Below are 25,221 nucleotides of genomic sequence, written 5' to 3'. Positions count from 1 at the left end.
TTATTTCTTCCCTGCGTTGAACAGTTTCAGCAGGGCGGGACCGTACAGGTTCTCCATCGCGCCGCAAAACAGGATGATCAAGCCCTGGATGAACACCAGCGTCTCGACCGGGATGGCGGGCTTCTGGAACGACAGTTCGCCGGCGCCCTGGATCAGCGCGCCGAACAGCACGCTCGAGAGGAAAATGCCGACCGGGTGCTGGCGGCCCATCAGCGCCACCGCAATGCCGATAAAGCCGGCGCCGGCCGGGAAATTGAGCGACAGGTAGTGGGTCGAGCCCATGATCGAGTTGACCGCGCCCAGGCCCGCCAGCGCGCCCGAGAGCAGCATGGCGACGATGATCATGGTGCTGATCGAGACGCCCGCATAATGGGCGGCGTTGGCGTTCAAGCCCGTGGCGCGCAGCTTGTAGCCCCATGGCGAGCGCCACACCACCACGCCGTACACCGCCAGCGCTGCAATGGCGAGCAAAAAGGCGATGTTGAGCGGCGCGTCGGCCAGGTCGCTGATCCATTGCGACAGGCGCGGCAAGGCGCCTGCTTCGGCAAATTCGCGCGTGGCGGTGTTTTGCGAGCCGGCCGGAATCAGTTTGATGATCGCAAAATTCATCAGGCTGGCGGCGATAAAGTTGAACATGATGGTGGTGACCACCACGTGGCTGCCGCGCTTGGCCTGCAGGTAGCCGGGCAAAAATGCCCACAGCGCACCGAACAGGGCGCTGGCGCCAATTGCCAGGGGGATGAGTAGCAGGGCAGGCAGGCGCTCGTCGAGCGTGAGCATGGCGGCCGTCAGCCCCAGGCCGCCGATATACATCTGGCCTTCGCTGCCGATGTTGAACAGGCCGGCCTTCATCGCAATCGACACCGACAAGCCGGTAAAGATGAAGGTGGTCGCGTAAAACAGGGTGTAGCCCAGGTTGGCCATGGTGAGCACCGAGCCTTCGATCAGGATCTTGAGCGACTCGATCGGGCTTTCGCCGAGCAGGCGGATCACCAGCGCGGCCACCAGCAAGGCTGTCAGCAGGTTTAGCAGGGGCATGGCGACGGCAGTCGCCCAGCGTGGCAGTTCGGTCGTTTTCATGCCGATCGTTTTCATGACGGTTTTTTTCATGATCTATGCATCCCGCCCATCAGCAAACCGATGCGGGTGGTGTCGAAGTCTTCAATATTAAGTTCGCCGGTAATGCGTCCGCCCGACATGACGACGATGCGGTCGGCCAGCGCCCGCACTTCCTCCAGTTCGACCGACACCAGCAAGATGGCCACGCCTTCGTCGCGCATGCGCAACAGCTGGGTGTGGATGCTTTCGATGGTGCCGATGTCGACCCCGCGCGTGGGCTGCCCGACCAGCATCAGCTTTGGCTTGGCCGACACTTCGCGCGCGATCACCACCTTTTGCTGGTTGCCGCCCGAGAGCAGGCCAATGCGCAGGTTCGGGTTATTCGGGCGCACGTCGAACGCTTGCAGCAGGTGCGCGCAGCGCGCCGCGATGGCCTTGAAGTCGAACAGGCCGCTCTTGCCCTTGACTTCGCCCCGGTCCTGGTAGCCGAACACAGTGTTTTCCATGACCGTGAAATCCTTGATCACGCCGTCGCGCAGCCGGTCTTCCGGCACGTGGCCGATGCCCAGCTCGCGAAACCGCGCCGGCAAGCCGTCCGCTTCGCGCCGCCGTCCGAACGGCAGCAGTTTGCCAAGCAGCGACACCTTGCCGGCGCTGGGCACGCGCATGCCGGACAAAATTTCCAGCAGCTGGCTCTGGCCGTTGCCCGATACGCCGGCAATGGCCACGATTTCGCCCGCGCGCAGCGTCAGGTCGATGTCGGCCAGCAGGCGCACGCCGCTCTGGTCGGTCAGTTGCAAGCCTTCGACCTGCAGCACCGGCGCGCCCGGCTTGAACGGTGCGCGCGGCAGCACGCTTTCAATCGGGCGCCCGACCATCATGTTGGCCAGTTCTTCTTTCGAGGTGGCGGCGGTGCGCACCGCGCCGGCCACGCGCCCGCCGCGCATGACGGTCACTTCGTCGGTAATGTCCATGATCTCGCCCAGCTTGTGGGTGATCAGGATGATGGTTTTCCCCTGCTCCTTGAACAGGCGCAGGATGTCGAACAGCGACGCCGTTTCCTGCGCCGTCAGCACCGCGGTGGGCTCGTCGAGGATCAGGATATTGGCGCTGCGGTAGATCTGCTTGAGAATTTCCACGCGCTGCTGGGCGCCCACCGACAGCTCTTCGATCACAGCCAGCGGGTCGACGTCGAGCCGGTAGCGCTGGCAGATCTCGCGCAGCGTCGCTTCGACCTTGCTGCGGTTTTGCTTGAGCCAAAAGGCGCCTTCCGAACCGAGCATGACGTTGTCGAGCACGGTCATATTATCGACCAGCATGAAGTGCTGGTGCACCATGCCGATGCCCATCTCGATGGCTGCGTGGCTGGTGCGGATCTGGCACGCCTTGCCATCGATGGCGATCTGGCCACTGTCGGCCTGGTAGTAGCCGTACAGGATGCTCATCAGGGTCGACTTGCCGGCCCCGTTCTCGCCGATCACGCCATGGATCGAGCCCTTGGCAATCGAAAAGCTGACGTCGGCGTTCGCCTGCACTGCCCCGAAGGCTTTGCAAATTTTGCGAAATTCTACAGCTGGCTGCATAAGTGGACCATGGTGGATCATTGGATAATTTCAAAAGCGCGCCGGACCGGGGGAACCGGCGCGGCGCGCTTTTGTCGGCGACGAAAAAATCAGACCGGGCAGGTACTGGTGGTGCGGTAGTCGTGCACCTTGATTTTGCCGTTGATGATGTTGGTCTTCGCTTCGTTGACCTTCTTTTCCACCTCGGGCGAGACCACCTTGCGGTTGTCCTTGTCGACGACCCAGTCCACGCCGCCTTCTTTCAAGCCCTTGTAGGTGACGCCGGCTTTCCAGGTGCCGTTTTTCATTTGCATGAACGAGTCGTAGATCGCCGTGTCCACATGCTTGACCATCGAGGTCAGCATGGTGCCCGGGTGGATGTAGTTCTGGTTGGAGTCCACGCCAATGGCCAGCTTGCCTTTTTCCTTGGCCGTTTGCAGCGTGCCCATGCCGCTGCCGCCGGCCACGGCAAACACCACGTCCACGCCGCGGTCAAATTGGGCGCGCGCCAGCTCAGCACCCTTGGCCGGATTGTTCCAGGCCGCGCTGGTGGTGCCGACCATGTTGCTGAAGTTTTCAGTCTTCGGGTTGGCCGCCTTGGCGCCCTGGGCGTAGCCGCAATTGAAGGTGCGGATCAGGGGAATGTCCATCCCGCCCACAAAGCCGATCTTCTTGGTCTTGGACGACAGGGCCGCAGCCACGCCGACCAGGTAAGAGCCTTCTTCTTCCCTGAACAGGACCGAATTGACATTGTCGCCCTTGGCGATCGAGTCGATCAATACAAAATGGACTTTTGGAAACTCCTTGGCGACCTTTTGCACGGCCTGGGTCTGCGAAAAGCCGATCGCTGCAATCAGGTCCATCTGCTTGCGCGCCAGGTTGCGCAGCATTTGCTCGGCCTGGGTGTCGCTCGACGCCTGCGCTTCCATGTAGGCGATGCCGGTTTCCTTCTTGAAGCGCTCGGCGCCTTCAAAAGCGGACTGGTTGAATGACTTGTCGAATTTGCCGCCCGCGTCGTACACGATCGCCAGCTTTGGAGTGGCCGCACTGGCGCCTGCTGCGACGCACAGCGCCGCGATCGTGACAGTCAATTGCGTGAGTTGCTTAAATTTCATCTGTAACTCCTGGGGGAATATCAATATTGTACCCGGCACACCAGCCGCATTGGTGTTGCACGTTGCATTTGCACGTTGCATTTGCGTAATCTATGCAAGCAACGCGAGCAAACTGGCGTGGGCTTGCTCGAATTGTGTCAGGCCTTTGCACAAGAGGTCGTTACCAATTGTATCGAGATCGATGCCATGCCGGCCCAGTTGCAGCAAGACGGCCTGGGCTTCCTGCTCCCCTTCGGCCAACGACAAGCGTGCTTCGCCATGGTCGCGAAAAGCGGCCAGCGTGGCGTCGGGCACGGTGTTGACGGTGGCGCCCCCGATCAGTTCTTCGACATATGCCACGTCGCGCATGGCCGGGTCCTTGGTGCCGGTGCTGGCCCACAGCAGCCATTGCGGCGTGGCGCCGAATGCGGCAAACACGGCAAAGCTGCTGTCGGCGCAAAAGTCGCGGTAGGCCAGGCGCGCGGCGGCAATGGCGGCGCGGCCTTTCAGGTGCGCGGCGCCGGCCGGCAGCAGCGCATCGACGGCGGCGTCAACCCGGCTGATGAACACGCTCGCCACGCTGGCGATGCGTTGCACCGACAGTCTCGCTTCCAGGCGCCGGGCCAGGCCGCGCCGGTGCGCGGCGCGCACGGCGGCCAGCTGGCGCGGCCCGAAGATCAGTGTGACGTTGACGTTAATGCCGGCAAAAATGACCTGTTCCAGCGCGGCGATGCCGGCCTCGGTGGCTGGAATCTTGATCATTGCGTTGGGACGGTCGATGGCGGCCCACAGGCGCGCGCTGTCGGCCACGGTGCCGGCGGCGTCGTGCGCCAGGCACGGCGCCACTTCAAAGCTGACAAAGCCGGCCTTCCCATCGCTTTCGGCATACAGCGGCGCGAACAGGTCGCAGGCGCGCTGCACATCGGGCAACACCAGCGCTTCAAAGCGCGCGTCAAGGTTGTCGAAGGCCAGGCGCAAGGCGGGCAGTGCCGCCTGGTAGGCCGGATCGCTGCGGATCGCATTGTAGAAAATGGAAGGATTCGAGGTCACCCCTTGCACGCCGTCGTCGCGGATCCAGGCGGCCAGCGCGCCGGAAGACACCAGCTCATGGCTCAGGTTATCGAGCCAGACTTGCTGGCCCAGTGCGGCAACCGCCTTGAGGCGGCTGGTAAAAGCGCTGGTTTCGGTCATTGCGAAGTTTCCTGGCGGCGAATCGTGTCGTATGGTTGCAACAGGTGCTGCGCTGGCCGACAAATGTTTTTCTCACTAGACATACCTAAACGAGCATTATCGGCGCCATGCCAAATGGTGCATGAATCGCCATGGTGCCCGGCGCCGAGCGGATTGCGCCATAGGCGGGGCAGGGAGGGCGGCAGCGCAGCTTCAGAACTATGCACCAGTGCCAATATGTATGGCAAATACGATTTTAGTTCGCCATTTATATAATCAAAATATAAATGAAGTGGGGAAGTTCATGATTTCCGAGCATTTCTTTTCATGCTAGGATGCCCACTACCTTTTGACGAACAAAAGGTAATTTGGCTATAGATGACGGGCTGATTGATCAACCAAAGTTGGACCACGTAAAGGTTATCGCATGACACACAAGAGCAGGCACTTCGCACACCGTTCGCTGATCGCCCTGGCAATCGCCGGCGCCTTTCCACTGCACACAGCAATGGCGCAAGACACCCAGCCCGTGGCCAACGTCAAAGGCCAGCTCGAAACGGTCATCGTGACTGCCCAGCGCCGCTCCGAGAACATCAAGGACGTGCCGATGGCAATCACCGCGATCAAGGGCGACAGGCTCGACGTGCTGACCTCTGGTGGCCAGGACATCCGTTTCCTGTCCGGCCGCGCGCCGAGCCTCGTGGTCGAGTCCGACTACGGCCGTTCGTTCCCGCGCTTTTACATCCGCGGCCAGGGTAATACCGATTTCGACCTGAACGCGTCGCAACCAGTGGGCCTGGTGGTGGACGACATTGTCCAGGAAAGCCCGATGCTCAAGGGTTTCCCGGTCTTTGACGTCGACCAGGTAGAAGTGCTGCGCGGCCCGCAAGGCACGCTGTTCGGGCGCAACTCGCCGGCCGGCGTGATCAAGTTCGATTCGGCCAAGCCGGTGATCGGCAAGACCGAAGGCTACGGCAGCGTCGGCTTTGGCAACTACGGCGCGTTCAATGTCGAGGGCGCCTACAACCTGCCCATCAGCGACACCATGGCAGCGCGCATTTCGCTGCAGTCGCAAAACCGCGACGACCGCGTCACCAACACGCGCAAGAGCGCGCCGACCCAGGAATTTGAAGGCTACAACGACCACGCCGCGCGCCTGCAATTGCTGGTCAAGCCGAGCCGGGATTTCAGCGCCCTGTTCAATGTGCACGCGCGCGACATGAAGGGCAGCGCGATGCTGTTTCGTGCCAACATCATGAAGAAAGGCACCAACGACCTGGTCGACGGCTTCGACTACGATTCCTATTCGACCGACGGCGGCAATGAGCAGTGGCTCAAGACCAAGGGCGCCAGCGCGCGCCTGCGCTGGGACTTTGACGGCTTGACGCTGCATTCGATCACCGGCTATGAAACTGCCGACTTTTACAGCCGTGGTGACGTCGACGGCGGCTATGGCTGCAGCTTCTGCCAGATTCCGCAATCCGGGCCTGGCTTTAACCCGTTCTCCGTCGAGACGGCCGACTTGCTGCCAAAGCATAACCAATACACGCAGGAATTCCGTCTGGAGTCCAGCACGAAGGGGCCGTTGCAGTGGATTGCCGGCCTGTTTTACTTCTCTGAAGAAATGCAGATCGATAGCATCGGCTTCGATTCGCTCGCCGCGGGCAACCCGCAAAGCCCGAAATACTCCAGCCAGTACCAGTCCACCAAGTCGTACGCCGCTTTCGGCTCCCTGAATTACACGGCAACGGAGCGCCTGAAGCTGCGCGCTGGCCTGCGTTACACCAACGACAGCAAGGACTTCTCCGCAGACCGCGTGGAGTCGCCCAAGTCGACCCACGAAGTGATCACCCGTGATTCGCATAATGTCAGCGGCGACCTGGCGGCGACCTTTGAACTGAACAAGGACACCAATCTGTTCGCGCGCCTGGCGACCGGTTACCGCGCCCCGAGCATTCAGGGCCGCCTGTTCGCCATTGGCGACAAGGCATCGATTGCCGATGCCGAGAAAGCGGTATCGATCGAGGCCGGCATCAAGCAGGATCTGTTCGACCGCCGCGCGCGCATTTCGGCCAGCGTGTTCAAGTATGAAGTCAAGGACAAGCAGCTGACCGCCGGTTCGGGAACAGTGAACATGAATCTGCTGAAAAACGCCGACAAGGTAACCGGCCAGGGCGCGGAAATCGACTTCCAGGCGATCCTGTCCGATTCGCTGCGCATGACGCTCGGCGGCAGCTACAACGACACCGAGATCAAGGATGGTTCGCTGTTCGTGCAAACCTGCGGCAATGCCACCAACAATCCGGCCACCGGCTGCACCGTCAACGATACGCTCGGCCCGTTCGCCGGTACCGCCTACATCAACGGCAACCCGCTGCCGCGCGCACCCAAGTGGCAGGGCAACTTCACGCTACGCTACAGCGTGCCGGTGGCCAGTGGCGAATTCTATGCGTACACCGACTGGGCGTATCGCAGCACCTACAATATGTTCCTGTACACGGCCGCCGAATACAAGGCCAAGTCCTTGCTCGAAGGGGGGCTGCGTGTCGGCTACAAGTGGGACAACTATGAGGTCGCCGCCTTTGCCCGCAACATCACCAATGAAGTGCAGACCGTGGCCGCGATCGAGTTTGTCAACCTGACCGGCATGGTCAACGAGCCGCGCACGCTGGGGGTGCAGTTGAAGGCGACGTTCTAAGTCGCAGCGGTTTCGCTGGTGCCCCGCATGCCGCAAGGTGTGCGGGGTTTTTCTTTTGCCCCGTCCAATCTACATGGGCCGAAACCGCCATGCATAGGCCTGGCTTGCCTTGAGTGTGTCGGCATGCCCGCGCAAGCCGATGACGATGCGGCCCATCTCGTCGCGCTGCACTTTTGCGATCGCCGCCGCGCGCACGATCACGCCGCGGTGCACCTGCCAGAACTGGTCGGGATCGAGCCCTTCGACCAGTTCCCGGATCGGTTTGCGCACATGCGCTTCGTCGCCGGCGGTCACCACGCGCGTGTACTTTTCCTCGGACTGGAAGAAAATCACATCGTCGATGGGAATGACCTTGATGGTGTCGCCCACGCTGGCGCTGATCCAGCGGATCCGCTGCACATTGCCGCCGGCGCGCATGCGGCGGTCAAGTTCGGCCATCATTTCTTCCATGTCGGGCGCCGGCTGGGCCAGGCGCGCGCGCTCGCGCAGCCGGTCGATGGTTTGCAGCAGGCGTGCACGCACCACCGGCTTGAGCAGATAGTCGATGGCGCCGGCCGAAAAGGCGTCGAAGGCGTGGCTGTCGTGGGCGGTGACGAACACCACGCGGCAGCGTCCGGCCGCTGCCTTGGCCACGTCAAGCCCGCTCAGGGCCGGCATGCGGATGTCGAGAAAGGCGATGTCGGGCTGGTGCCGGTAGATCGCTTCGAGCGCGTCGGTGCCGTGTTCGCACTCGGCCACGATCTCCAGCGCCGGCCAGACTTCGGCCAGCAGGCGGCGCAGCGCGCTGCGCGGCAGTTCTTCATCGTCGGCGATGATCGCAGTTGGCATGGTTTCCCTGGTCAGTGTTCGAAGGAGAGCGGCAGGCGCAGGATAGCGGCTACGCCGCCGCCGGGCAAGGCCTTGAGCGTCAGGCTGGCGCGCTGGCCAAAGTAGTTGCGCAGCCGTTCGTGGATATTCGCCAGGCCCAGTCCATCGCCGCTTGCAGCGTCGCCGAAGCCGACGCCATCGTCGCCAACGCTGATCTCAAGCTCCGGCGCACTGTCGCTGCCCGCGCGGCGCGCTGCAACACTGATGTGCGCGGGGCCGATCTTTGGTTCGACGCCATGCTTGACGGCGTTTTCGACCAGCGCGATAAGCATCAACGGCGGCACCAGCGCCGCGTCCAGTCCTGCTTCGGCCCGCACCGAAAACTGCAGGCGCGCCATCCGCTCATGCATCAGCGCCAGGTAGCAGCGCGCCATGTGCAGTTGGCTGGCCAGCGTGACCGTGGTGTTGGCCGCTTCGTCGCGCATCTGGGGAATCGCAGAACGCAGGAAGGCTACCATGTGATCGACGATGTGGGCTGCGCGCTGCGGATCGGTGTCGATCGCGGAGCGGATGCTGGCCAGCGTGTTGAACAAAAAGTGGGGCTCGACCTGTGCGGCCAGCACCGACAGGCGCAGTTCGGCGGTGCTGCGGTCTGCGCGCGCGCGTTCGAGTTCCTTTTTTTTGCAGCACGTCGACCAGGCGCCCGCGCTGGCGCAGATAGGTGGAGAGGTCGACCAGGCCGCCGAGCCAGCACACCAGCAGGAAAACGCCGCACGTGAGAATGGCCACGGCGAGTATGCCGATCTGGCGCGATACCAGCCCTTGTGCAGGACTGGCCGGCACCGCAACGGCCGCGGCCAGGCGCGCGCTGGCCGCGCTCAGGCGCTTGAAGGCGGCATCCTGGCGCGCCGTCATGGGCGTGTCGGGAATGCCGCTGCCGATGAGCGCGCCGACCCGCTCATTGTTCAGCCGAATCTTGTCGCGCGCGTGCCGGTACGCTGTTTCAATGGCAGCCTTGCGCGCCGGCGTGGCGGCAAGGACGCCGGTGTCAATCTTTTCCATATCGGCGTAGGCCTGCTCGTCGGCCGGCGTCCAGTCCATGCCCATCGTCGGCTGCGGCTTGCTCGCGACGGGCGCGGCGGCGTTGGCGGCCTTGTACTCGGCCAGCGCGGCCTTGAGTTCTTCCGTTTCTGCGCGCGCGGCCGGATGCTGCCAATAGGTACGTGCCTGGCCGTCTTCAAGCTGCACGCTGATCCTGAGGCGCGGCACGAACCTGGCAACCACCACACCGTTCGCCTGGTCGCGTTGCGGCTGTTCATAGCGCGTCGCGAGATAGGCGAAGAAAGCGGCGCTCAGCGCCATGCCAAGCAGGATGACGGCGAGAAGCGCTGCCGTTTCAAAGCGCTGCAGGGCGCGCCGGCGCACCAGCACCGCCAGCCCCGGCCCGGTCAGGCACAGCGTCAGCATGGGCAGCAGGAACACGGCCATCACGTAGCCCGCGTTGCTCCAGTCGATCTGCGTGGCGCCTTGAAACACCAGCGGCGCGCCGATCAGCGCGCCCAGGATCAGGTAAGCGATGCAGCAGCCGGCGACCAGCGCGCGGCTGCGGTACTGCCACCAGCGGTGGCTGAAAATCGGAAAGCTGCGCGCGCGGCTGAACCAGCCGCTGGTCAACGATACTTCGGGCGGCAGCAGGTCGGTAGCAGGTGGGCGCGTATCGCATGAGGATGCTGGCATGGCGGAACCTTGGAGGGGGTGAGTGAAGACTGCAGCGTATGTTACCAAGCTGGTGTTGCGGCAGCGCTGCGACGACATAGGCCGCCGGCGGGATCGGCGGGGCATTTTGGAGGATGAACGCAAACATCTTGTCTGGATTGGCCGCGTGGCGTATTGTCAGCCTTCCGTTTCCACCAACCTGGGAGAGCACGTGACGAGTTTTCGCACCAATACCGATCGTTTGCTGGAAGTGACGCTGCAAGACGAAAAAGTTCTCGCCATTGCCGGCGCCATGGTCGCCTATACCGGCGCCATCAAGTTTGAAAAATCGCTGCTCGGCGGCGAAGGTTTTTTTGGCGCCTTGAAACGCAAGGTCACCTCCGAAGGCATGCAGGTAATGCAGGCTTCCGGCACCGGCACCGTGTTCTTTGCGCAGAACGCGGCCGAAATCACGGTCATCGAATTGACGGGCGAAAAGCTCACCATCGAAAGCAGCAGCCTGCTTGCCTACGACACCACGCTCACCACCGGCACCAGCTTCGCCGGCCTGCGCGGCGCCGCCTCGGGCCAGGGCCTGTTCAGCACCACGGTGGAAGGCAAAGGGCACATCGCCATTATCTCGACCGGCAACCTGATCATGCTCGAAGTAGCACCCAACACGCCGCTGCGCGTGGACCCGGACGCCTTTGTCGGCTTCAAGGGCGACATTCGGCAGGAGTTCGTGTTCGACGTGAACTGGAGAACCATGGTCGGGCAAAGTTCGGGCGAATCGTACCAGCATAAATTTACCGGTACCGGCGTCGTCTTCATTCAACCCGCGGAACGCTAGGAGCGCACGATGCCTGTCTACCAGCAGATCAATGAAAAAATGGTCGAAGTCCAGCTCACCAACGAAGAAGTCTTCGCCCGCAAAGACGCGATGATTTCCTACCAGGGCGACGTCAGCTTCAGCCGCTCCTTCCTCGCCGGGCAGGGAGTACAAAGCATGGCCATGCGCGCAGTAACCAACGAAGGCTACGCGCTGATGGTCGCCAAGGGCAGCGGCAAGGTGTATTACGCCCACAACGGCCTGTTTGCGACCATTGTCCCGGTGCGCAATGAAACCTTTTACGTCGAGAGCGACGCGCTGCTCGCCTTCGACGCGCGCCTTACCGCCGGCACCATGTTCCTCGGTAACCAGGGTGGCGTTTCCGGCGTGCTGCGCGGGGCGGTATCGGGCCAGGGGCTGTTTACGACCACGCTGCGCGGCACGGGCGACGTGGCCATTCTTTCGGACGGCAATTGCATCGGCCTGCCGGTCAGCAACAGCGTCCCCGTGTTCGTCGATCCGCAAGCTTACATTGGCCACACCGGCGAACTTGCATCGAGCATCGTCACGGATCTGAACTGGAAGACCTTTGTAGGCCAGGCTTCGGGCGAGTCGTACCAGATCAAATTTTCCGGCCGCGGCACCGTGTACATCCAAGCGAGCGAGAGGTAAACCATGACGACCTACAACCCCGGCACATTGCCCAAGAACGATAACCTGAACCGCTTCGCGTTCGTGATCGACGTGAACGACCAGATGTTCATCCGCAAGGGCAAGATGATTGCCTTTTACGGAGGCCTGCAGTTTGAAGCGATGGGTTCCAGCATCCTCGAGATGGTGGTGCGGCATGCCTTCAACGCGCCCAAGTACGTCCACCATTTCGTCGTTGTGCAAGGCAAGGGCCAGCTGATCTTGGGCGACAACGGCAACGACCTGGCCTGCTACGACCTGGACGCGGCCAACATGACGATCCGCGCCAAGAACCTGCTCGCGTTTTCCAAGGACGTCGTGTGCCAGGAGTCGACCCAGCCTGGCTTTGTGACGATGATCGGCACCGGCAAGGTGATTGCGTCGTCCAATGGGCCGGTGCACTTCCTTGACCTGCCGTGCCGGGTTGATTCGCAGGCCGTGCTGGGGTGGGCCGATTGCCCGACGCCGTCGTACCGCTACGACTACGAGTATGTGAACGGCTTTGTTTCGGCCGTCGGCGCCTTGAGCGGGTTCACGCTGTCGGGCGAGGAAAAGCAGATGGATTTTACCGGCGCCGGGACGGTGCTGGTGCAGTCGTCGGAGATGTCATTGAACGATGAGTCGTCGGCGCTGGGGCAGGTCATCTCGCAGCTGTCACTGCTGTCGCCGTCGGAGCTGGGCACCGTGAGTGCCATGGCGCAGGCGCAGGCCAAGGGTAGCCGATAGGTGCAAGAGGTGATGCCCCGGGCGGCACCTGGCGGAATGCGGGCGTTGCCCTTTTCCGCCCTACGGACGGCGAGGTGCTGATGTACGTAGGGCGGAAAAGGGCGCAGGCCGCATTCCGCCATGAGCCGCCTATAACACGGTCGGGTTGAGAATATTCAGAAACGCCCGTACCACCGGCGCGTCGTCCTGTGTGGTGTAGGTGATATACAAATTGGCCGACGGCGGATCGGTTTTGATCGGCAAAAAAATCACGCCCGGCCAGCCGATCCTGCTGGTCGTCTCGGGCATCAAGGCCACACCCAGGCCCGCGCCCACCATCGCCAGCAGCGTCTGCGGCTCCGACGCTTCCTGGAAAATGGCAGGTTGAAAACCCGCCTTCACGCAACACTGGATCAGGTAGCGGGGAAACGCGGACTTGTCCAGCGCCAGCGTGAGCATCGGCTCGTCGCGAATGTCGGTCAGCTCAATGTAGGGCAGTGTGGCCAGCCGATGGTGCTCGTTGACCGCCACGCACACGTTCTCGCGAAAGCACAATTCCTGCCGCAGGTGATCGTTCTTGAGGTCGTCCTCGTCAAGCTTGGGCTCGCGCCAGAAGCCGACGTCGATCTGCTTGGCGCGCAGCGCTTCGTACTGCACGTTGGGGCCCGACTCGTGCAACGTCCAGGTCACGCTCGGATACTTGGTCTGGAATTGCTCCAGCAGGCTGGGAATCGGCCCCCACATCGCCGAGCCGACAATGCCCACCCGCAGCCGGCCCACTTCGCCGCGGTCGATCTGGCGGATGGTGTCAATCGTCATGCGCATCCTGGCCAGCATGTCGGCCGCTTCCCCCATCAAGGCCTTGCCGGCCACCGTCAGCTCGAACGTTCGGGTGGTGCGCGCGAACAGGCGCACGCCAAGTTCACTTTCAAGCTTCATGATCTGCTGGCTCAGCGGCGGCTGCGAGATGTGCAGGCGCTCCGCCGCGCGGCTGAAGCTCTTTTCTTCAGCCACCGCAAGGAAGTACTTGAGCTGTTTCAGGTCAATGGACATTAAGCGCTTATGGAATTATCAGATCGGTTTCATGCCCGGCAGGTCGCGCATGGCCACTGCCAGCTGCGCGCCGACCAGTGCGTTGTGCTTGACCAGGGCGATGTTGGTCGCCAGGCTGCGTCCCTCGGTCAGTTCCTTGATGCGCGCGAGCAGGAACGGCGTGACGGCCTTGCCCTTGACGCCGCCGTTCTGCGCCTCGCACAGCGCCTGTTCGGTAAAGCGGTCGATCTCTTGCTTCTCCATGGCGAACAGTTCCGGCACCGGATTGGCGATCACGACGCCGCCCTGCAGGCCAAGTTGCCACTTGGTCCGGATGAAGGAGGCCTGTTCGAGCGCGGTGTCGAGCTGGAAGTCGGCCGCAAAGCCACTGTCGCGCGTAAAAAAGGCGGGAAAGCCCGGCTGCCCGACGCTGACCACCGGTACCCCGTGGGTTTCGAGGTATTCGAGCGTGAGGCCAATGTCGAGGATCGACTTGACGCCGGCGCATACCACGGCCACATTGGTCTGGGCCAGCTCCTGCAGGTCGGCCGAGATGTCGAAGCTGGTTTCGGCGCCGCGGTGCACGCCGCCGATGCCGCCGGTGACGAACACCTGGATGCCGGCCAGCTGCGCGCAGATCATGGTGGCCGCCACGGTGGTCGCGCCCAGGCGGCGGGTGGAGAGCACGAACGGCAGGTCGCGCCGGCTGACCTTCATGGCGTCGGGCGCGGTGGCCAGCAGTTCGAGTTGTTCGGCGGTGAGGCCAATGCAGACTTTGCCGTCGATGATGGCGATCGTGGCCGGCACGGCGCCGGCGTCGCGGATCACCTGTTCGACTTCATGGGCCATCGTCATGTTCTGCGGGTAGGGCATGCCGTGCGAAATGATGGTCGACTCAAGCGCCACGATTGGTTTGCCGGCGGTGCGGGCGGCGGCCACTTCGGGCGAAAACAACAGAAACTGATGCTGTAGCATGGCTAGTCCTGATAAAGAGCGTTGAACGTCTGCAAAGCGCCCGGGGCGCTGTCAAAATTATGAATCTCCGACAGGATGTCGGCACTCAGGTATGGACATACCGTTTCTTCGCATTCGAGCGTCATGGCCGACAGGCGCAGGCCGCGCCGGCAGGCCAGCAGCAGGTCGTCGCTGCCGTGAAACAGGGACCAGCATACGGCGGCCGAAAACGCGTCGCCCGCACCGGTGACGTCGACAATGTGCGCGTCCGGGGCGTCCAGGTGGGCGATGCCATCTGGCGTAGTGTAGACCACTCCGGTGCCGCCGCGCGTAACAATGACGTCCTGCGCGCCTTGCGACTGCACCAGACGGCACGCGGCCAGCAGTTCGGCTTCGGTCTTGAGCGGGTGACCCACGCGCGTCTCGAGCTCGCCCTGGTTCAAGATCAACAGGCGCAGGCCGCGCAAGTCTTTCGGCAGGCGCGCCATTTTCGGCTGCGAGACGGCCACGATCACCAGCGGGATGGCGTCGCGCGTGGCGTCTTCAAGCAGCAGGCGCAAGGTGTCCAGCGGCAGGTTCATGTCGGCCACGGTCAGCGCGCCGACGGTGCGCTGCGGCTGGCGCGTGGCCAGAAACTCGGGCGTGAGCGAGTCGTACAGGGCCATGTCGGCCAGCGCCACCATCATTTCGCCATGGTCGTCCAGCACCGCTGTGTAGGTGCCGGTGCAGATGCCCTGCAGCTTGAGCGTGCCGCGCGTGTCGATCCCGGCCGACTCGGCGTGATCGATCAAGGCTTTGCCGGACGTGTCGTCGCCGATCACGGTGATCAGGGACACCGGCGCGGCCAGGCGCGCGAGGTTTTCGGCGATGTTGCGCGCCACGCCGCCAAAAGATTCGTCCTGGCGCGCGGGGTTCGAGGTGCCCATCTTGATGGTCGCGTGCGAGCGCAGTTTGCGGTCCAGATTAGCGGCGCCCAGGCAGACGATGGGCCGGTTATCCGGCAGGACATAGGCGCGGCCGAGCAGGCGCCGGTCGCGGATCAGGCCGGCGATGTAACCTGCCACCGCAGAGCGCGACAGACGCAGCTGTACGGCGAGATCCTGCTGCGAAATGAAGGGATTAGCTCGGATGAGCTCGTACAACTGGTCTTTTTTGGAAAGTTCGGTCACAGTGGGCATTCCAGTTAAACAATTGTTTTTTATGTTAGACAGTTGTCTTAATCGTGTCAATCAATCATTAACTTTCGCTATTGTAATTGTCGGTAGTGGTGTTGCCTACTTCCAACAAGATTTCTACGTGATTTATATTTTTTGCCTATAAATTGGCAAGAAAAATGGTATTTGCCATACATATAGGCCCTCATGCATAGTTATAATACTTAGCAAGTGACAGCAATGTGCCCTCCATGCTGCCGTCGACCCATCATTGAGACCAACAAGGAAAACCGTCATGTCGAACAACACCCCATTTGAAGCCGCCGATATCATCCGTGCGCGCAAGCCAGGTTTTGCACCGCGCGTGGCGATGATCCTTGGCTCCGGCCTGGGCGTGCTGGCCGAGCAGATGCAAGACGCGGTCACGATCGGCTTCGACGAACTGCCTGGTTTTCCGATCAGCACCGTGCATGGCCACGCCGGCGAACTGGTGATGGGCACCCTGTCGGGCGTGCAGGTGGTGTGCATGAAGGGCCGCGGTCACTTTTATGAGGGCTACGGCATGGGCGTGATGACCAGCGCCGTGCGCACGCTCAAGCTGCTCGGCTGCGAGATGCTGTTTGTGACCAATGCCGCCGGCTCGCTGCGCGCCGACGTCGATGCGGGCAGCCTGGTGGCGATCACCGACCATATCAACTGGCTGCCCGGCACGCCGATGATCGGCGCCAACGACGAGCGCTTCGGTCCGCGTTTTTTCAGCATGGCCAACGCCTACGACAGCGACATTCGCAAGCAAGTACTGGCCACCGCAGTTGAAAACGACATCACGCTGCACGAAGGCGTGTTCATTGCCTACCCGGGCCCCAATTTTGAAACCGCCGCCGAAATTCGCATGATGGCGATTCTGGGCGCGGACGTGGTCGGCATGTCGGTCGTGCCCGAAGTCGTCTCGGCGCGCCACTGCGGCCTGAAGGTCACCTGCGTGTCGGTGATCACCAACCTGGCCGAAGGCATGTCGCCGTTCCCGCTGTCGCACGAGCAGACCCTGAAGTACGCCGCCATCGGCGCCAAGGGCCTGGTCACGCTGATCCTCGCGTTCTTGAAGCGCGTGTCGGAGCAGCCGCCGGCCGCCAAGTAAGCCCCGTACAATCACCTTTTATAGCGAGCCGACCATGTCCCGCGCATTCATCCTGCTGCTTGATTCCTTCGGCCTGGGCGCCACGCCCGATGCCGCATCCTTTGGCGATGAAGGCGCCAACACCTTCGGCCACATTGCCAGCTGGGCTGCGGCGCAGGGCAAGCCGATGGACCTGCCGAACCTTGAAAAGCTCGGCCTTGGCGCCGCCGCCCACCTGGCCAGCGGCGAATGGTCCGCAGGCTTTGCCCGGCGCGATGGTTTTACCGGCGTCTACGGCGCGGCGCGCGAGCGCTCCACCGGCAAGGACACCCAGAGCGGCCACTGGGAAATCGCCGGCGTGCCCGTCACCTTCGATTGGGGCTACTTCCCGCGCGAGGTGCCATCGATTCCCGCCGCGATCACCGATGTGCTGCAACAGCAGTTCGAGCTGCCTGGCTTTCTGGGCAACTGCCACGCCTCGGGCACGGAAATCATCAACCAGCACGGCGACGAGCATGTCGCCAGCGGCAAGGTCATTTTGTACACTTCGGGCGACTCGGTGATGCAGATCGCCGCGCACGAAGAGCACTTCGGTCTTGAGCGCCTGTACGCGCTGTGCGAGGCCGCGTTCGAACTGGTCAAGCCGTACAACATCGGACGCGTGATCGCGCGTCCTTTCACGGGCGAAAACGGCAACTACAAGCGCACCAGCAACCGCCACGACTACGCCGTGCCGCCGCCAAGCGCCACGCTGCTCGACCATGTCAAGGATGCGGGCGGCGAAGTGGTCGCCCTGGGCAAGATCAGCGATATTTTCGCCACCAAGGGCGTCTCGCGCGTGGTCAAGGGCGTCGACAACATGGCGCTGTTCGACGCGCTGCTCAATGTGACCGATGAAGTGGGCGACAAGTCGCTCACGTTCGTCAACTTCGTCGACTTCGACCAGGCCTTTGGCCACCGCCGCGACATCGCCGGCTACGCCAACGCGCTGCACGAGCTGGACGCGCGCCTGCCGCAATTCATGGCCAAGCTCAAGGCTGGCGACCTGGTCGTCATCACCGCCGACCATGGCTGCGACCCAAGCTGGCCGGGGTCGGACCACACACGCGAGCACATTCCGATGATTTTCTTCGGACCTGGCGTCGCGCCGCGCGCGCTGCCGGTGTCCGACACGTTTTCCGATATCGGCGCCACCTTGGCCAAGCATCTTGGCGTCCCACCACTTTCGAATGGAACCATCCTGTTATGAGTCACGACTTTGGATTCAAGCGCAATGAAGCCATGCCTCTGGACCTGGGCTGGGTCAACCAGATCAAGGTCAACCGCAACGCCGCCGACCGCCGCGCCGCCAGTCTGGCCAACCGCCGCACGGTCAAGAAGGAATACCAGGCCGCATGGCTGATCAAGGCGCTGCAATGCATCGACCTGACCACGCTGGGCGGGGACGACACCCCGGGCCGCGTCGAGCGCCTGTGCATGAAGGCCATGCGCCCGCTGCGCGCTGACCTCATGGAGGCGCTCGGCGTATCGAACCTGACCACGGGCGCTGTCTGCGTGTACCACGAAATGATCGCGCCGGCCGCAAAAATCCTGAACGGCCGCTTGCCGATCGCCGCCGTGTCCACCGCCTTTCCGGCCGGCCTGTCGAGCATGGAAACCAAGGTGCGCGAGATTGAACTGTCGGTCGCCGCCGGCGCCACCGAAATCGACATCGTCATCACGCGCCAGCACGTGTTGACCGGTAACTGGCAGGCGCTGTACGACGAAATGCTCGCTTACCGCCTGGCGTGCGGCCAAGCGCACGTCAAGGCAATTCTCGCCACGGGCGATCTGCTCACGCTCGAAAACGTGGCCAAGGCCTCGTGGGTGTGCATGATGGCCGGCTCCGACTTCATCAAGACCTCGACCGGCAAGGAAGGCGTGAACGCCACCATTCCCGTGGCCCTGACGATGGTGCGGGCGATTCGCGGATACCACGAGCAGACGGGCTTTCAGATCGGCTTCAAGCCCGCCGGCGGCGTGGCAACCGCGAAGAGCGCGCTGCAGTACCTGACGCTGATGAAAGAAGAACTGGGACGCGACTGGCTGGAACCGCACCTGTTCCGGATTGGCGCATCGAGCCTGCTGACCGACATCGAGCGCCAGCTCGAACACTACGTCACCGGGAACTACTCGGCCAACCATCGCCACGCGCAACCATAGTAATCACACTCAGGTAATCAAACTCAGCATCGGATTCGTCATGCCAACAATTAACGAGATTCTTCAGACTATGGACTACGGCCCTGCACCCGAGAGCACCAAGGAAGCGCAAGCATGGCTAGCCCAGCGCGCTGGCCGCTTTGGCCTGTTCATCGACAATGCCTGGACCGGTGCCGCCGACACCTTTGCCTCGACCAATCCGGCCGACGGCAAGGAACTGGCGCAGATCACGCAGGCCACGGGCGAGGACGTCGACCGGGCAGTGGCCGCAGCGCGCCGCGCGCAGCCGGGCTGGGTGGCGCTGGGCGGCCATGGCCGCGCGCGCGTGCTCTATGCGCTGGCCCGCCTGCTGCAAAAGCACGCGCGCCTGTTCGCCGTCATCGAAACGCTGGACAACGGCAAGACGATCCGCGAAACGCGCGACGCCGACCTGCCGCTGGCCGCGCGCCACTTCTATCATCACGCCGGCTGGGCGCAACTGATGGCCGAAGAATTTGCCGACTACCGCGCCGTGGGCGTGGTAGGGCAGATCGTTCCCTGGAATTTTCCGCTGCTGATGCTGGCCTGGAAAATCGCCCCGGCACTGGCCGCCGGTAACACGGTGGTCTTCAAGCCGGCCGAATTCACGTCGCTCTCCGCGCTGCTGTTTGCCGAAATTTGTCAGCAGGCCGGCGTGCCGGCGGGCGTGGTCAATATCGTTACCGGCGACGGACGCGTGGGCGAAGCGATGGTCAACCATCCGGGCATCGACAAGATCGCCTTTACCGGCTCGACTGAAGTGGGGCGCCTGATTCGCAAGGCCACTGCGGGCAGCGGCAAGAAGCTCTCGTTGGAACTAGGCGGCAAGTCGCCCTTCATCGTCTTTGAAGACGCGGACCTAGACGCCGCCGTCGAGGGCCTGGTCGACTCGATCTGGTTCAACCAGGGGCAGGTATGCTGCGCCGGTTCGCGCCTGCTGGTGCAAGAATCGATCGAAGAGCGTTTCCTCGCCAAGCTGCGCACCCGCATGGACAACCTGCGCCTGGGCTCCCCGCTTGAAAAGTCGATGGACATCGGCGCCTTGGTCGATCCGGTCCAGCGCCAGCGCATTGAAGCGCTGGTTGAATCGGCCCGGCTCGAGGGTTGCACCATCTACCAGCCGGCCTGCGAAATCCCCGCTGCCGGGTCGTGGTTTGCGCCCACCTTGATCACTGGCGCATCGACCTCGGCCGGCATCGCCCAGACCGAAATCTTTGGACCGGTGCTGGTCGCAATGAGTTTCCGTACCCCGGTTGAAGCCATCCAGCTGGCCAACAACACGGTCTACGGCCTGGCCGCTTGCGTGTGGTCAGAGTCGATCAGCCTGGCGCTGGACGTGGCGCCGCAGATCAAGGCCGGCGTTGTATGGATCAATACCGCAAACCAGTTCGACGCCGCATGTGGATTTGGCGGCTATCGCGAGTCCGGCTTTGGCCGCGAAGGCGGCAAGGAAGGCATGTATGAATACATGACGCCGTTGTCGGAAGACGCGCGTCCTGCGCTGCCATTGATTGAAGCCAAGGGCCAAGTCAAGGCTAGCGGGGCGGGCGACGTGTTTGGCATTGATCGCACGGCCAAGCTGTACATCGGCGGCAAGCAGGCGCGCCCGGACGGCGCCTACAGCCGCGCGATCACCGGCGCCAATGGCGCTTTCCTGGCCGATGTAGGCGAGGGCAATCGCAAGGACATTCGCAATGCGGTAGAAGCGGCGCACAAGGCGTCCGGCTGGGCCAAGGCGACCTCGCACAACCGCGCGCAGGTGCTGTATTACATCGCCGAGAACCTGGCGATCCGGGCCGACGAATTTGCCGCGCGTCTAACCGCGATGACGGGTGCAAAAGACCCGATGAAGGAAGTGCAGGCGTCGATCGAGCGCCTGTTCTACTACGCTGCGTGGGCCGACAAGTATGACGGCCTGGCGCACCAGCCGCCGATGCATGGCATTACCGTGGCGCTGAACGAACCGGTGGGCGTGATCGGGATCATTTGCCCGAACGAGTCGCCGCTGCTGGGCTTCATTTCGCTGGTGGCGCCGGCGCTGGCGCTGGGCAACCGCGTGGTGGCGGTGCCGTCGGAAGCGTATCCACTGGCGGCGACGGACCTGTACCAGGTGCTCGATACCTCGGACTTGCCGGGTGGAGCGCTCAATATCGTGACCGGGTCGGCTGACGAACTGGCTAAAACGCTGGCGTCGCATTCGGATGTGGATGCGGTGTGGCGGCATGATGGCTCGCTGGAAGGCTGCGCGGAAGTTGAGCGCTTGTCGTCCACGTCGCTCAAGCGCACCTGGGTGGGCGGAGGCAAGGGGCGCGACTGGTACGACACCAGGCAGTCGGGCGGGCGCGCGGTGCTGGCGCATGCGAGCCAGGTCAAGAATGTCTGGATCCCTTACGGGGTTTGAGCCAATACATAGCTTGGCGGATTGCGCTGCGCTTATCCGCCCTACGGTAGCGGTATCGGTAGATCGTAGGGCGGATAAGCGGAACGCGCAATCCGCCATTGCTCGCATACACAAGAAGCAAACTGGAGTCACCATGTTTTTAACCCAAGAAATCATCCGCAAAAAACGCGACGGCGGCGCCCTGAGCGCAGAAGAAATCCAGTTTTTTGTCCGCGGCATCACTGACAACAGCGTCACCGAAGGCCAGATCGCCGCACTGGCGATGGCCGTCTTTTTTAACGACATGAACATGGACGAACGCGTCGCCTTTACGCTGGCCATGCGCGACTCCGGCCAGGTCATGGAATGGAAGTCGCTCAATCTGCCCGGCCCGGTCGTCGACAAGCACTCCACCGGTGGGGTGGGCGACGTGGTCTCGCTGATGCTCGGACCCATGATCGCTGCCTGCGGCGGTTTTGTGCCGATGATTTCGGGCCGCGGCCTGGGCCACACCGGCGGCACGCTCGACAAGTTCGACGCCATCCCCGGCTACTGCACCGTGCCCGATCCTGAACTGTTTCGCACCGTCGTCAAGGATGTGGGCGTGGCCATCATCGGCCAGACGGCGCAACTGGCGCCGTCCGACAAGCGCTTTTACAGCATCCGCGACACCACCGCCACGGTCGAATCGGTGGCCATGATCACCGGCTCGATCCTGTCGAAGAAGCTCTCCGCCGGCCTGGACGCGCTGGTCATGGACGTCAAAGTGGGCAGCGGCGCCTTCATGCCAAGCTACGACAAATCGGTCGAGCTGGCTGAAAGCATTGTGGCCGTCGGTAACGGTGCCGGCACCCATACCTCGGCCCTGCTGACCGAAATGAACGAGTCGCTCGGCCCGGTCGCCGGCAACGCTCTTGAAGTGCGCCTGGCGATGGATTACCTGACCGGCCGTTCGCGCCCGGCGCGCCTGCACGAAGTGACGATGGCGCTGTGCGCCGAGATGCTCATTCTTGGCAAACTGGCCGCCAACGAGACCGAGGCGCGCGCAAAACTGCAGACGGGCCTGGATTCTGGCGAAGCGGCCGAGCGCTTCTCGCGCATGGTGGCAGCGCTTGGCGGCCCGGCCGACCTGGTCGAGCGTCCCGACGCCTACCTGGAAAAGGCGCCGATCATTGTGCCGGTACCGGCACTGCAAGCCGGCTTTGCCACTTCAACCGATTGCCGCGGCCTTGGTCTGGCGGTGGTCAGCCTCGGGGGCGGGCGCTGCCGTCCGCAAGACGCGATCGACTTCGCCGTGGGCCTTACCGGCCTGGTGGAACTGGGCGACCAGATCGCCGTTGGCCAGCCGCTGGCCATGGTCCACGCGCGTACCCAGGCGTCTGCCGAACAGGCAGTACGCGAAGTGCAGGCCGCCTACCAGGTAGGCGCCGCGAAGAGCGCGCCGAACCCGGTCATCTACCGTACCATCCGCCCATAACAGGACAGCACAATGAACTACGAAAAACTGATCGCAGAAGCATCTGCCGCGCGCGCGCTGGCCTACACGCCTTACTCCAACTTTCAGGTGGGCGCTGCGCTCGAATGCAAGGATGGCCGTGTGTTTCGCGGCTGTAACGTTGAAAACGCTTCCTACGGCTTGTGCAACTGCGCCGAGCGCACGGCGTTTTTCAGCGCCATTGCGCACGGCTACAAGCCCGGTGACTTTGCGGCGCTGGCCGTGATCGGCGCGACCGATGGCCCCATCGCGCCGTGCGGCGCCTGCCGCCAGGTGATCCTTGAATTGGGCGGCAACGACCTGCCGGTGGTGCTGACCAACCTGCATGGCGACATCCTGGAAACGACGGCGGCGGGGCAGCTTCCCAACGCCTTCGGCGGCTGGGACTTGAAAAAGTAAGTGTTAGCCAGGGCCATTGACATACAGACGGCGGTCGCCATGGCCGCCGCCCAGGCGATCGCCGCCAGGACGCAGGGCACCTATGGTGTCGGCGGGGTGCTGCTCGACCAGCAGGGCAACGTCCTCAAGGCGCTGCAGAACAACGTCGTTTGCGAAGGGCTTATTTTTGACCCCACCGCGCATGGCGAACGCCAGTTGATCGACTGGTATTTTGCCGAGCGCGCGCGCGGGCGCACACTGCCGCCGCCCAACGAAATCACTGTCGTCACCTCGCTCGATCCATGCGCGATGTGCACCGGTGCGCTTCTGACGGCTGGCTTTAACGTGGTGGCGGCCGCCACCGACCCCAAGGCGGGCATCAACTACGACGCCGGCTTTGCCTTCGAGGGCCTGCCCGAGGCGCTGCGCGAACGCGCCGCTGCCCGCTTTTTCTATCCAGCGGTACTCGGTGCATCATGCTTTGCGCGCGACAGCGCCGGCGCCGCGCCCAAGTCCTTCTTCATCGGCAAAACGATCGCCGAACCGACGCAGGCACTGTGTTCGCTTGCCTTTGAGGCGACCGGCGACAAGGTGCAGGCGCTGCTCAACGCCGACCTGCCGCGCGAACAGTTGAAGGACCCGGCGACGCTGGCGCCAAACCACCAGATAATACGCAAACTCAGGATGCTGTATCCGGACGCGCTGGCCTACCGCTGCGCGCCGCACCGGCCAGACGCCCGGCTGGCGGTATTTTTGCGCGCGTCCATGGCGCAAGATGTCGCGCAAGGCGGGCAGGGCGACGCCGTCGCCTTGCTCGACGCGTTCGGCAACCTGCTGCTGTGCGCGCCGGGCCGCCGTTCGCAATCGCAAATCTGCACCGCCTTCATGGAATGCACGCGCCGCTATGCGCAGTTGCGCTATACGCTGATGCAAGGCGCCAGCGAGGCAGCCGTGGCCGAGGTGCGGCGCTACTTGGCCCATCCGCGCGAGGGTACCTTTGTGTTTGCGCGCGGGCCGGACGCGAGCGCGCACAGCGTGATGGACCTGGGCGCCTACGGCTCGACGATGGAAGGCCCGCTGCCGGAGCATAATTTGGCGCAGTTCCAGTATGTGCTGGCGTCGGTGACGGCGAGCGAACTTGCCGCCTTGTGCGCACACATGCCGCCGCTGTACCGGGACATCATCCGCATCAATCCGGTGCAGGTGCTGGACCAGGCGCTGATTGCCGCGCTCACTTAGCCAGTTGCGCCGGAGCGGTTGGCCGAAGTCCGCTCCACAAAAACAGATAGTTGCTTGCGAAGGGCGACCTAATTGGCGCCATCCATGGCCGTTGCAGCGCACGCATCCGTGAAATCGTCCGCTTATACTTTCGCGGTCAGCGCCAACAAGCTAGCTGCGCAGATGGAACCTCGACGGTTCGCTGCCAGTACACCAGCAACCCCGGCAAGCATGACGACCACGGTAAAGTCAGCAACCATGCGGAGCGTAGGTCGGATAAGCGCGAGCGCAATCCGACCTACCGCCCCATCCCGAAAAAACGCCGGGCAAAGCTATGCAGCAGAGTTAGATCGTTCTTCGTGCGGCGGCGACCTGCACACATGATGTGGGCTATGCCCCCGGCTTCGTTATCCGCGCATGGATGCCATCAATCGGGGGCGTCATCGGGTGCGTGCTGGCCAGTTCAACATAGTCCTTGACCGCCGCCAGCACGCCTGTCCTGAGGCGCTAGTTCCACGCGGCCGCGTCCGGCCCCCTGTCCTTTGAGGCGCCATCCGCGGCCCAACAGTCGCAAGCGCGTCCAACAGGAAAAATATCGCGATCGGTAACGGCAGGCTGAAACCGTGAAGGCTTCAACAAGATCACTCAAGTAGGAATAGGACATGATTGCTGTCTCTACCAAGGAATGAAACCGGAACAGGGGTAATATCTTTGATGCCTACACATCCAGGTCGCGCTTTGGCTGGTCCATGCTGTTCGGCTTGCATTGATTACCACACCCATTGGCTGCTGAGGTGCCGCAAGACCGACGCTGGCGTTGGCGCCACGCTACTACACCCGCAACGACGACGGCCCCCGTTCCGACGGCAATCCAGCTGCTCGACACTGGCAGCGCGGAGGCTGCGACTCCGACCCATATCAGCGCCGGCGCCAGCATTGGAATACAGCACGCCGTACAGGCAAA

Annotated in this window: 20 protein-coding genes; 11 read left to right on the top strand and 9 right to left on the bottom strand. The window is 62.9% G+C overall.

The annotated features are described in order from the left end of the window. From ACP7BV_RS11670 to tal, 4 genes are all read right to left on the bottom strand, one after another. Positions 1–1,110 carry an ABC transporter permease gene (locus tag ACP7BV_RS11670; protein ID WP_426103989.1) on the bottom strand — a complete coding sequence of 370 codons (1,110 nt, stop codon included), beginning with the start codon at positions 1,108–1,110 and terminating at the stop codon, positions 1–3. Continuing rightward, positions 1,107–2,642 carry an ABC transporter ATP-binding protein gene (locus ACP7BV_RS11665; RefSeq protein ID WP_426103988.1) on the bottom strand — a complete coding sequence of 512 codons (1,536 nt, stop codon included), beginning with the start codon at positions 2,640–2,642 and terminating at the stop codon, positions 1,107–1,109. Before ACP7BV_RS11665 ends, ACP7BV_RS11670 begins: the two co-directional genes overlap by 4 nt. 89 nt (positions 2,643–2,731) lie before the next feature. Next, positions 2,732–3,736 carry a BMP family lipoprotein gene (locus tag ACP7BV_RS11660; protein WP_426103987.1) on the bottom strand — a complete coding sequence of 335 codons (1,005 nt, stop codon included), beginning with the start codon at positions 3,734–3,736 and terminating at the stop codon, positions 2,732–2,734. 90 nt (positions 3,737–3,826) lie between these two features. Beyond that, complete coding sequence (gene tal, locus ACP7BV_RS11655) at positions 3,827–4,906, bottom strand: transaldolase (protein ID WP_426103986.1); 1,080 nt, start codon at positions 4,904–4,906, stop codon at positions 3,827–3,829. 406 nt (positions 4,907–5,312) lie between these two features. On the opposite strand from tal, the gene ACP7BV_RS11650 reads away from it, so the two are divergent. Next, on the top strand, positions 5,313–7,583 hold the full coding sequence (locus ACP7BV_RS11650) for a TonB-dependent receptor (RefSeq protein WP_426103985.1): 2,271 nt from the start codon (positions 5,313–5,315) through the stop codon (positions 7,581–7,583). 69 nt (positions 7,584–7,652) lie between these two features. Here the strand turns inward: ACP7BV_RS11650 and ACP7BV_RS11645 are convergent, their stop codons facing one another. Both ACP7BV_RS11645 and ACP7BV_RS11640 read right to left on the bottom strand, forming a co-directional pair. Beyond that, a complete protein-coding gene (locus ACP7BV_RS11645; RefSeq protein ID WP_426103984.1) occupies positions 7,653–8,411 on the bottom strand; it encodes a LytR/AlgR family response regulator transcription factor in 759 nt (252 codons plus the stop codon). Positions 8,412–8,422: 11 nt separating this feature from the next. Further along, on the bottom strand, positions 8,423–9,013 hold the full coding sequence (locus ACP7BV_RS11640; RefSeq protein WP_426103983.1) for a sensor histidine kinase: 591 nt from the start codon (positions 9,011–9,013) through the stop codon (positions 8,423–8,425). A 1,304-nt stretch (positions 9,014–10,317) separates the two neighbouring features. Between ACP7BV_RS11640 and ACP7BV_RS11635 the strand changes: the two genes are divergently transcribed. The 3 genes from ACP7BV_RS11635 to ACP7BV_RS11625 are packed head-to-tail and all read left to right on the top strand — an operon-like array spanning position 10,318 to position 12,330. Continuing rightward, entirely contained in the window at positions 10,318–10,935 is a 618-nt protein-coding gene (locus ACP7BV_RS11635; protein ID WP_426103982.1) for an AIM24 family protein, read from the top strand. Between the two features lie 9 nt (positions 10,936–10,944). After that, on the top strand, positions 10,945–11,586 hold the full coding sequence (locus ACP7BV_RS11630) for an AIM24 family protein (RefSeq protein ID WP_426103981.1): 642 nt from the start codon (positions 10,945–10,947) through the stop codon (positions 11,584–11,586). A gap of 3 nt (positions 11,587–11,589) precedes the next feature. Beyond that, a complete protein-coding gene (locus tag ACP7BV_RS11625; protein ID WP_426103980.1) occupies positions 11,590–12,330 on the top strand; it encodes an AIM24 family protein in 741 nt (246 codons plus the stop codon). 129 nt (positions 12,331–12,459) lie between these two features. Here ACP7BV_RS11625 and ACP7BV_RS11620 read toward each other — a convergent pair whose 3' ends face one another. Genes ACP7BV_RS11620 through ACP7BV_RS11610 form a run of 3 tightly spaced genes read right to left on the bottom strand, consistent with a single transcriptional unit; the run spans position 12,460 to position 15,464 of the window. After that, entirely contained in the window at positions 12,460–13,362 is a 903-nt protein-coding gene (locus ACP7BV_RS11620) for a LysR family transcriptional regulator (protein WP_426103979.1), read from the bottom strand. An 18-nt stretch (positions 13,363–13,380) separates the two neighbouring features. Next, the gene (locus ACP7BV_RS11615; RefSeq protein ID WP_426103978.1) at positions 13,381–14,316 is read right to left on the bottom strand and encodes a pseudouridine-5'-phosphate glycosidase; all 936 of its coding nucleotides are present in this window, start codon (positions 14,314–14,316) and stop codon (positions 13,381–13,383) included. 2 nt (positions 14,317–14,318) lie between these two features. Then, positions 14,319–15,464: a carbohydrate kinase gene (locus tag ACP7BV_RS11610; protein WP_426103977.1), complete on the bottom strand. Its 1,146-nt coding sequence runs from the start codon at positions 15,462–15,464 to the stop codon at positions 14,319–14,321. A gap of 280 nt (positions 15,465–15,744) precedes the next feature. Here ACP7BV_RS11610 and xapA point away from each other — a divergent pair, with 280 nt between their 5' ends. From xapA to ACP7BV_RS11575, 7 genes are all read left to right on the top strand, one after another. Next, positions 15,745–16,587, top strand: coding sequence for a xanthosine phosphorylase (gene xapA, locus ACP7BV_RS11605; RefSeq protein ID WP_426103976.1), 843 nt, complete (start codon positions 15,745–15,747; stop codon positions 16,585–16,587). Positions 16,588–16,621: 34 nt separating this feature from the next. Continuing rightward, positions 16,622–17,815 (top strand): phosphopentomutase, encoded by a 1,194-nt coding sequence (locus tag ACP7BV_RS11600; RefSeq protein WP_426103975.1) that lies wholly within the window; start codon positions 16,622–16,624, stop codon positions 17,813–17,815. Next, on the top strand, positions 17,812–18,768 hold the full coding sequence (gene deoC / locus ACP7BV_RS11595; protein WP_426103974.1) for a deoxyribose-phosphate aldolase: 957 nt from the start codon (positions 17,812–17,814) through the stop codon (positions 18,766–18,768). Before ACP7BV_RS11600 ends, deoC begins: the two co-directional genes overlap by 4 nt. A gap of 40 nt (positions 18,769–18,808) precedes the next feature. Next, positions 18,809–21,187: an aldehyde dehydrogenase family protein gene (locus ACP7BV_RS11590; protein ID WP_426103973.1), complete on the top strand. Its 2,379-nt coding sequence runs from the start codon at positions 18,809–18,811 to the stop codon at positions 21,185–21,187. Positions 21,188–21,320: 133 nt separating this feature from the next. Next, the gene (deoA, locus tag ACP7BV_RS11585; RefSeq protein WP_426103972.1) at positions 21,321–22,643 is read left to right on the top strand and encodes a thymidine phosphorylase; all 1,323 of its coding nucleotides are present in this window, start codon (positions 21,321–21,323) and stop codon (positions 22,641–22,643) included. Positions 22,644–22,655: 12 nt separating this feature from the next. After that, on the top strand, positions 22,656–23,060 hold the full coding sequence (locus ACP7BV_RS11580; RefSeq protein WP_426103971.1) for a cytidine deaminase: 405 nt from the start codon (positions 22,656–22,658) through the stop codon (positions 23,058–23,060). After that, on the top strand, positions 23,061–24,278 hold the full coding sequence (locus tag ACP7BV_RS11575; protein ID WP_426103970.1) for a nucleoside deaminase: 1,218 nt from the start codon (positions 23,061–23,063) through the stop codon (positions 24,276–24,278). It begins immediately after the preceding gene. Positions 24,279–25,221: the final 943 nt, after the last annotated feature.

Origin of the sequence: Massilia sp. TSP1-1-2 (genome assembly GCF_049896185.1) — a bacterium.
Lineage (GTDB): Bacteria > Pseudomonadota > Gammaproteobacteria > Burkholderiales > Burkholderiaceae_D > Telluria_A.
The sequence above is the reverse complement of the archived record's forward strand: the minus strand, read 5'-3'. Positions and strand labels throughout refer to the sequence as shown.

Bases quoted from the DNA above. Each gene is read 5' to 3' on its own strand.
- ACP7BV_RS11630 (WP_426103981.1), top strand. From the start codon at position 10,945: ATGCCTGTCTACCAGCAGATCAATGAAAAAATGGTCGAAGTCCAGCTC.
- ACP7BV_RS11600 (WP_426103975.1), top strand. From the start codon at position 16,622: ATGTCCCGCGCATTCATCCTGCTGCTTGATTCCTTCGGCCTGGGCGCC.
- ACP7BV_RS11670 (WP_426103989.1), bottom strand. From the start codon at position 1,110: ATGAAAAAAACCGTCATGAAAACGATCGGCATGAAAACGACCGAACTG.
- ACP7BV_RS11665 (WP_426103988.1), bottom strand. From the start codon at position 2,642: ATGCAGCCAGCTGTAGAATTTCGCAAAATTTGCAAAGCCTTCGGGGCA.
- ACP7BV_RS11580 (WP_426103971.1), top strand. From the start codon at position 22,656: ATGAACTACGAAAAACTGATCGCAGAAGCATCTGCCGCGCGCGCGCTG.
- ACP7BV_RS11650 (WP_426103985.1), top strand. From the start codon at position 5,313: ATGACACACAAGAGCAGGCACTTCGCACACCGTTCGCTGATCGCCCTG.
- deoA (WP_426103972.1), top strand. From the start codon at position 21,321: ATGTTTTTAACCCAAGAAATCATCCGCAAAAAACGCGACGGCGGCGCC.
- deoC (WP_426103974.1), top strand. From the start codon at position 17,812: ATGAGTCACGACTTTGGATTCAAGCGCAATGAAGCCATGCCTCTGGAC.
- tal (WP_426103986.1), bottom strand. From the start codon at position 4,906: ATGACCGAAACCAGCGCTTTTACCAGCCGCCTCAAGGCGGTTGCCGCA.
- ACP7BV_RS11645 (WP_426103984.1), bottom strand. From the start codon at position 8,411: ATGCCAACTGCGATCATCGCCGACGATGAAGAACTGCCGCGCAGCGCG.
- ACP7BV_RS11660 (WP_426103987.1), bottom strand. From the start codon at position 3,736: ATGAAATTTAAGCAACTCACGCAATTGACTGTCACGATCGCGGCGCTG.
- ACP7BV_RS11615 (WP_426103978.1), bottom strand. From the start codon at position 14,316: ATGCTACAGCATCAGTTTCTGTTGTTTTCGCCCGAAGTGGCCGCCGCC.
- ACP7BV_RS11590 (WP_426103973.1), top strand. From the start codon at position 18,809: ATGCCAACAATTAACGAGATTCTTCAGACTATGGACTACGGCCCTGCA.
- ACP7BV_RS11620 (WP_426103979.1), bottom strand. From the start codon at position 13,362: ATGTCCATTGACCTGAAACAGCTCAAGTACTTCCTTGCGGTGGCTGAA.
- xapA (WP_426103976.1), top strand. From the start codon at position 15,745: ATGTCGAACAACACCCCATTTGAAGCCGCCGATATCATCCGTGCGCGC.
- ACP7BV_RS11625 (WP_426103980.1), top strand. From the start codon at position 11,590: ATGACGACCTACAACCCCGGCACATTGCCCAAGAACGATAACCTGAAC.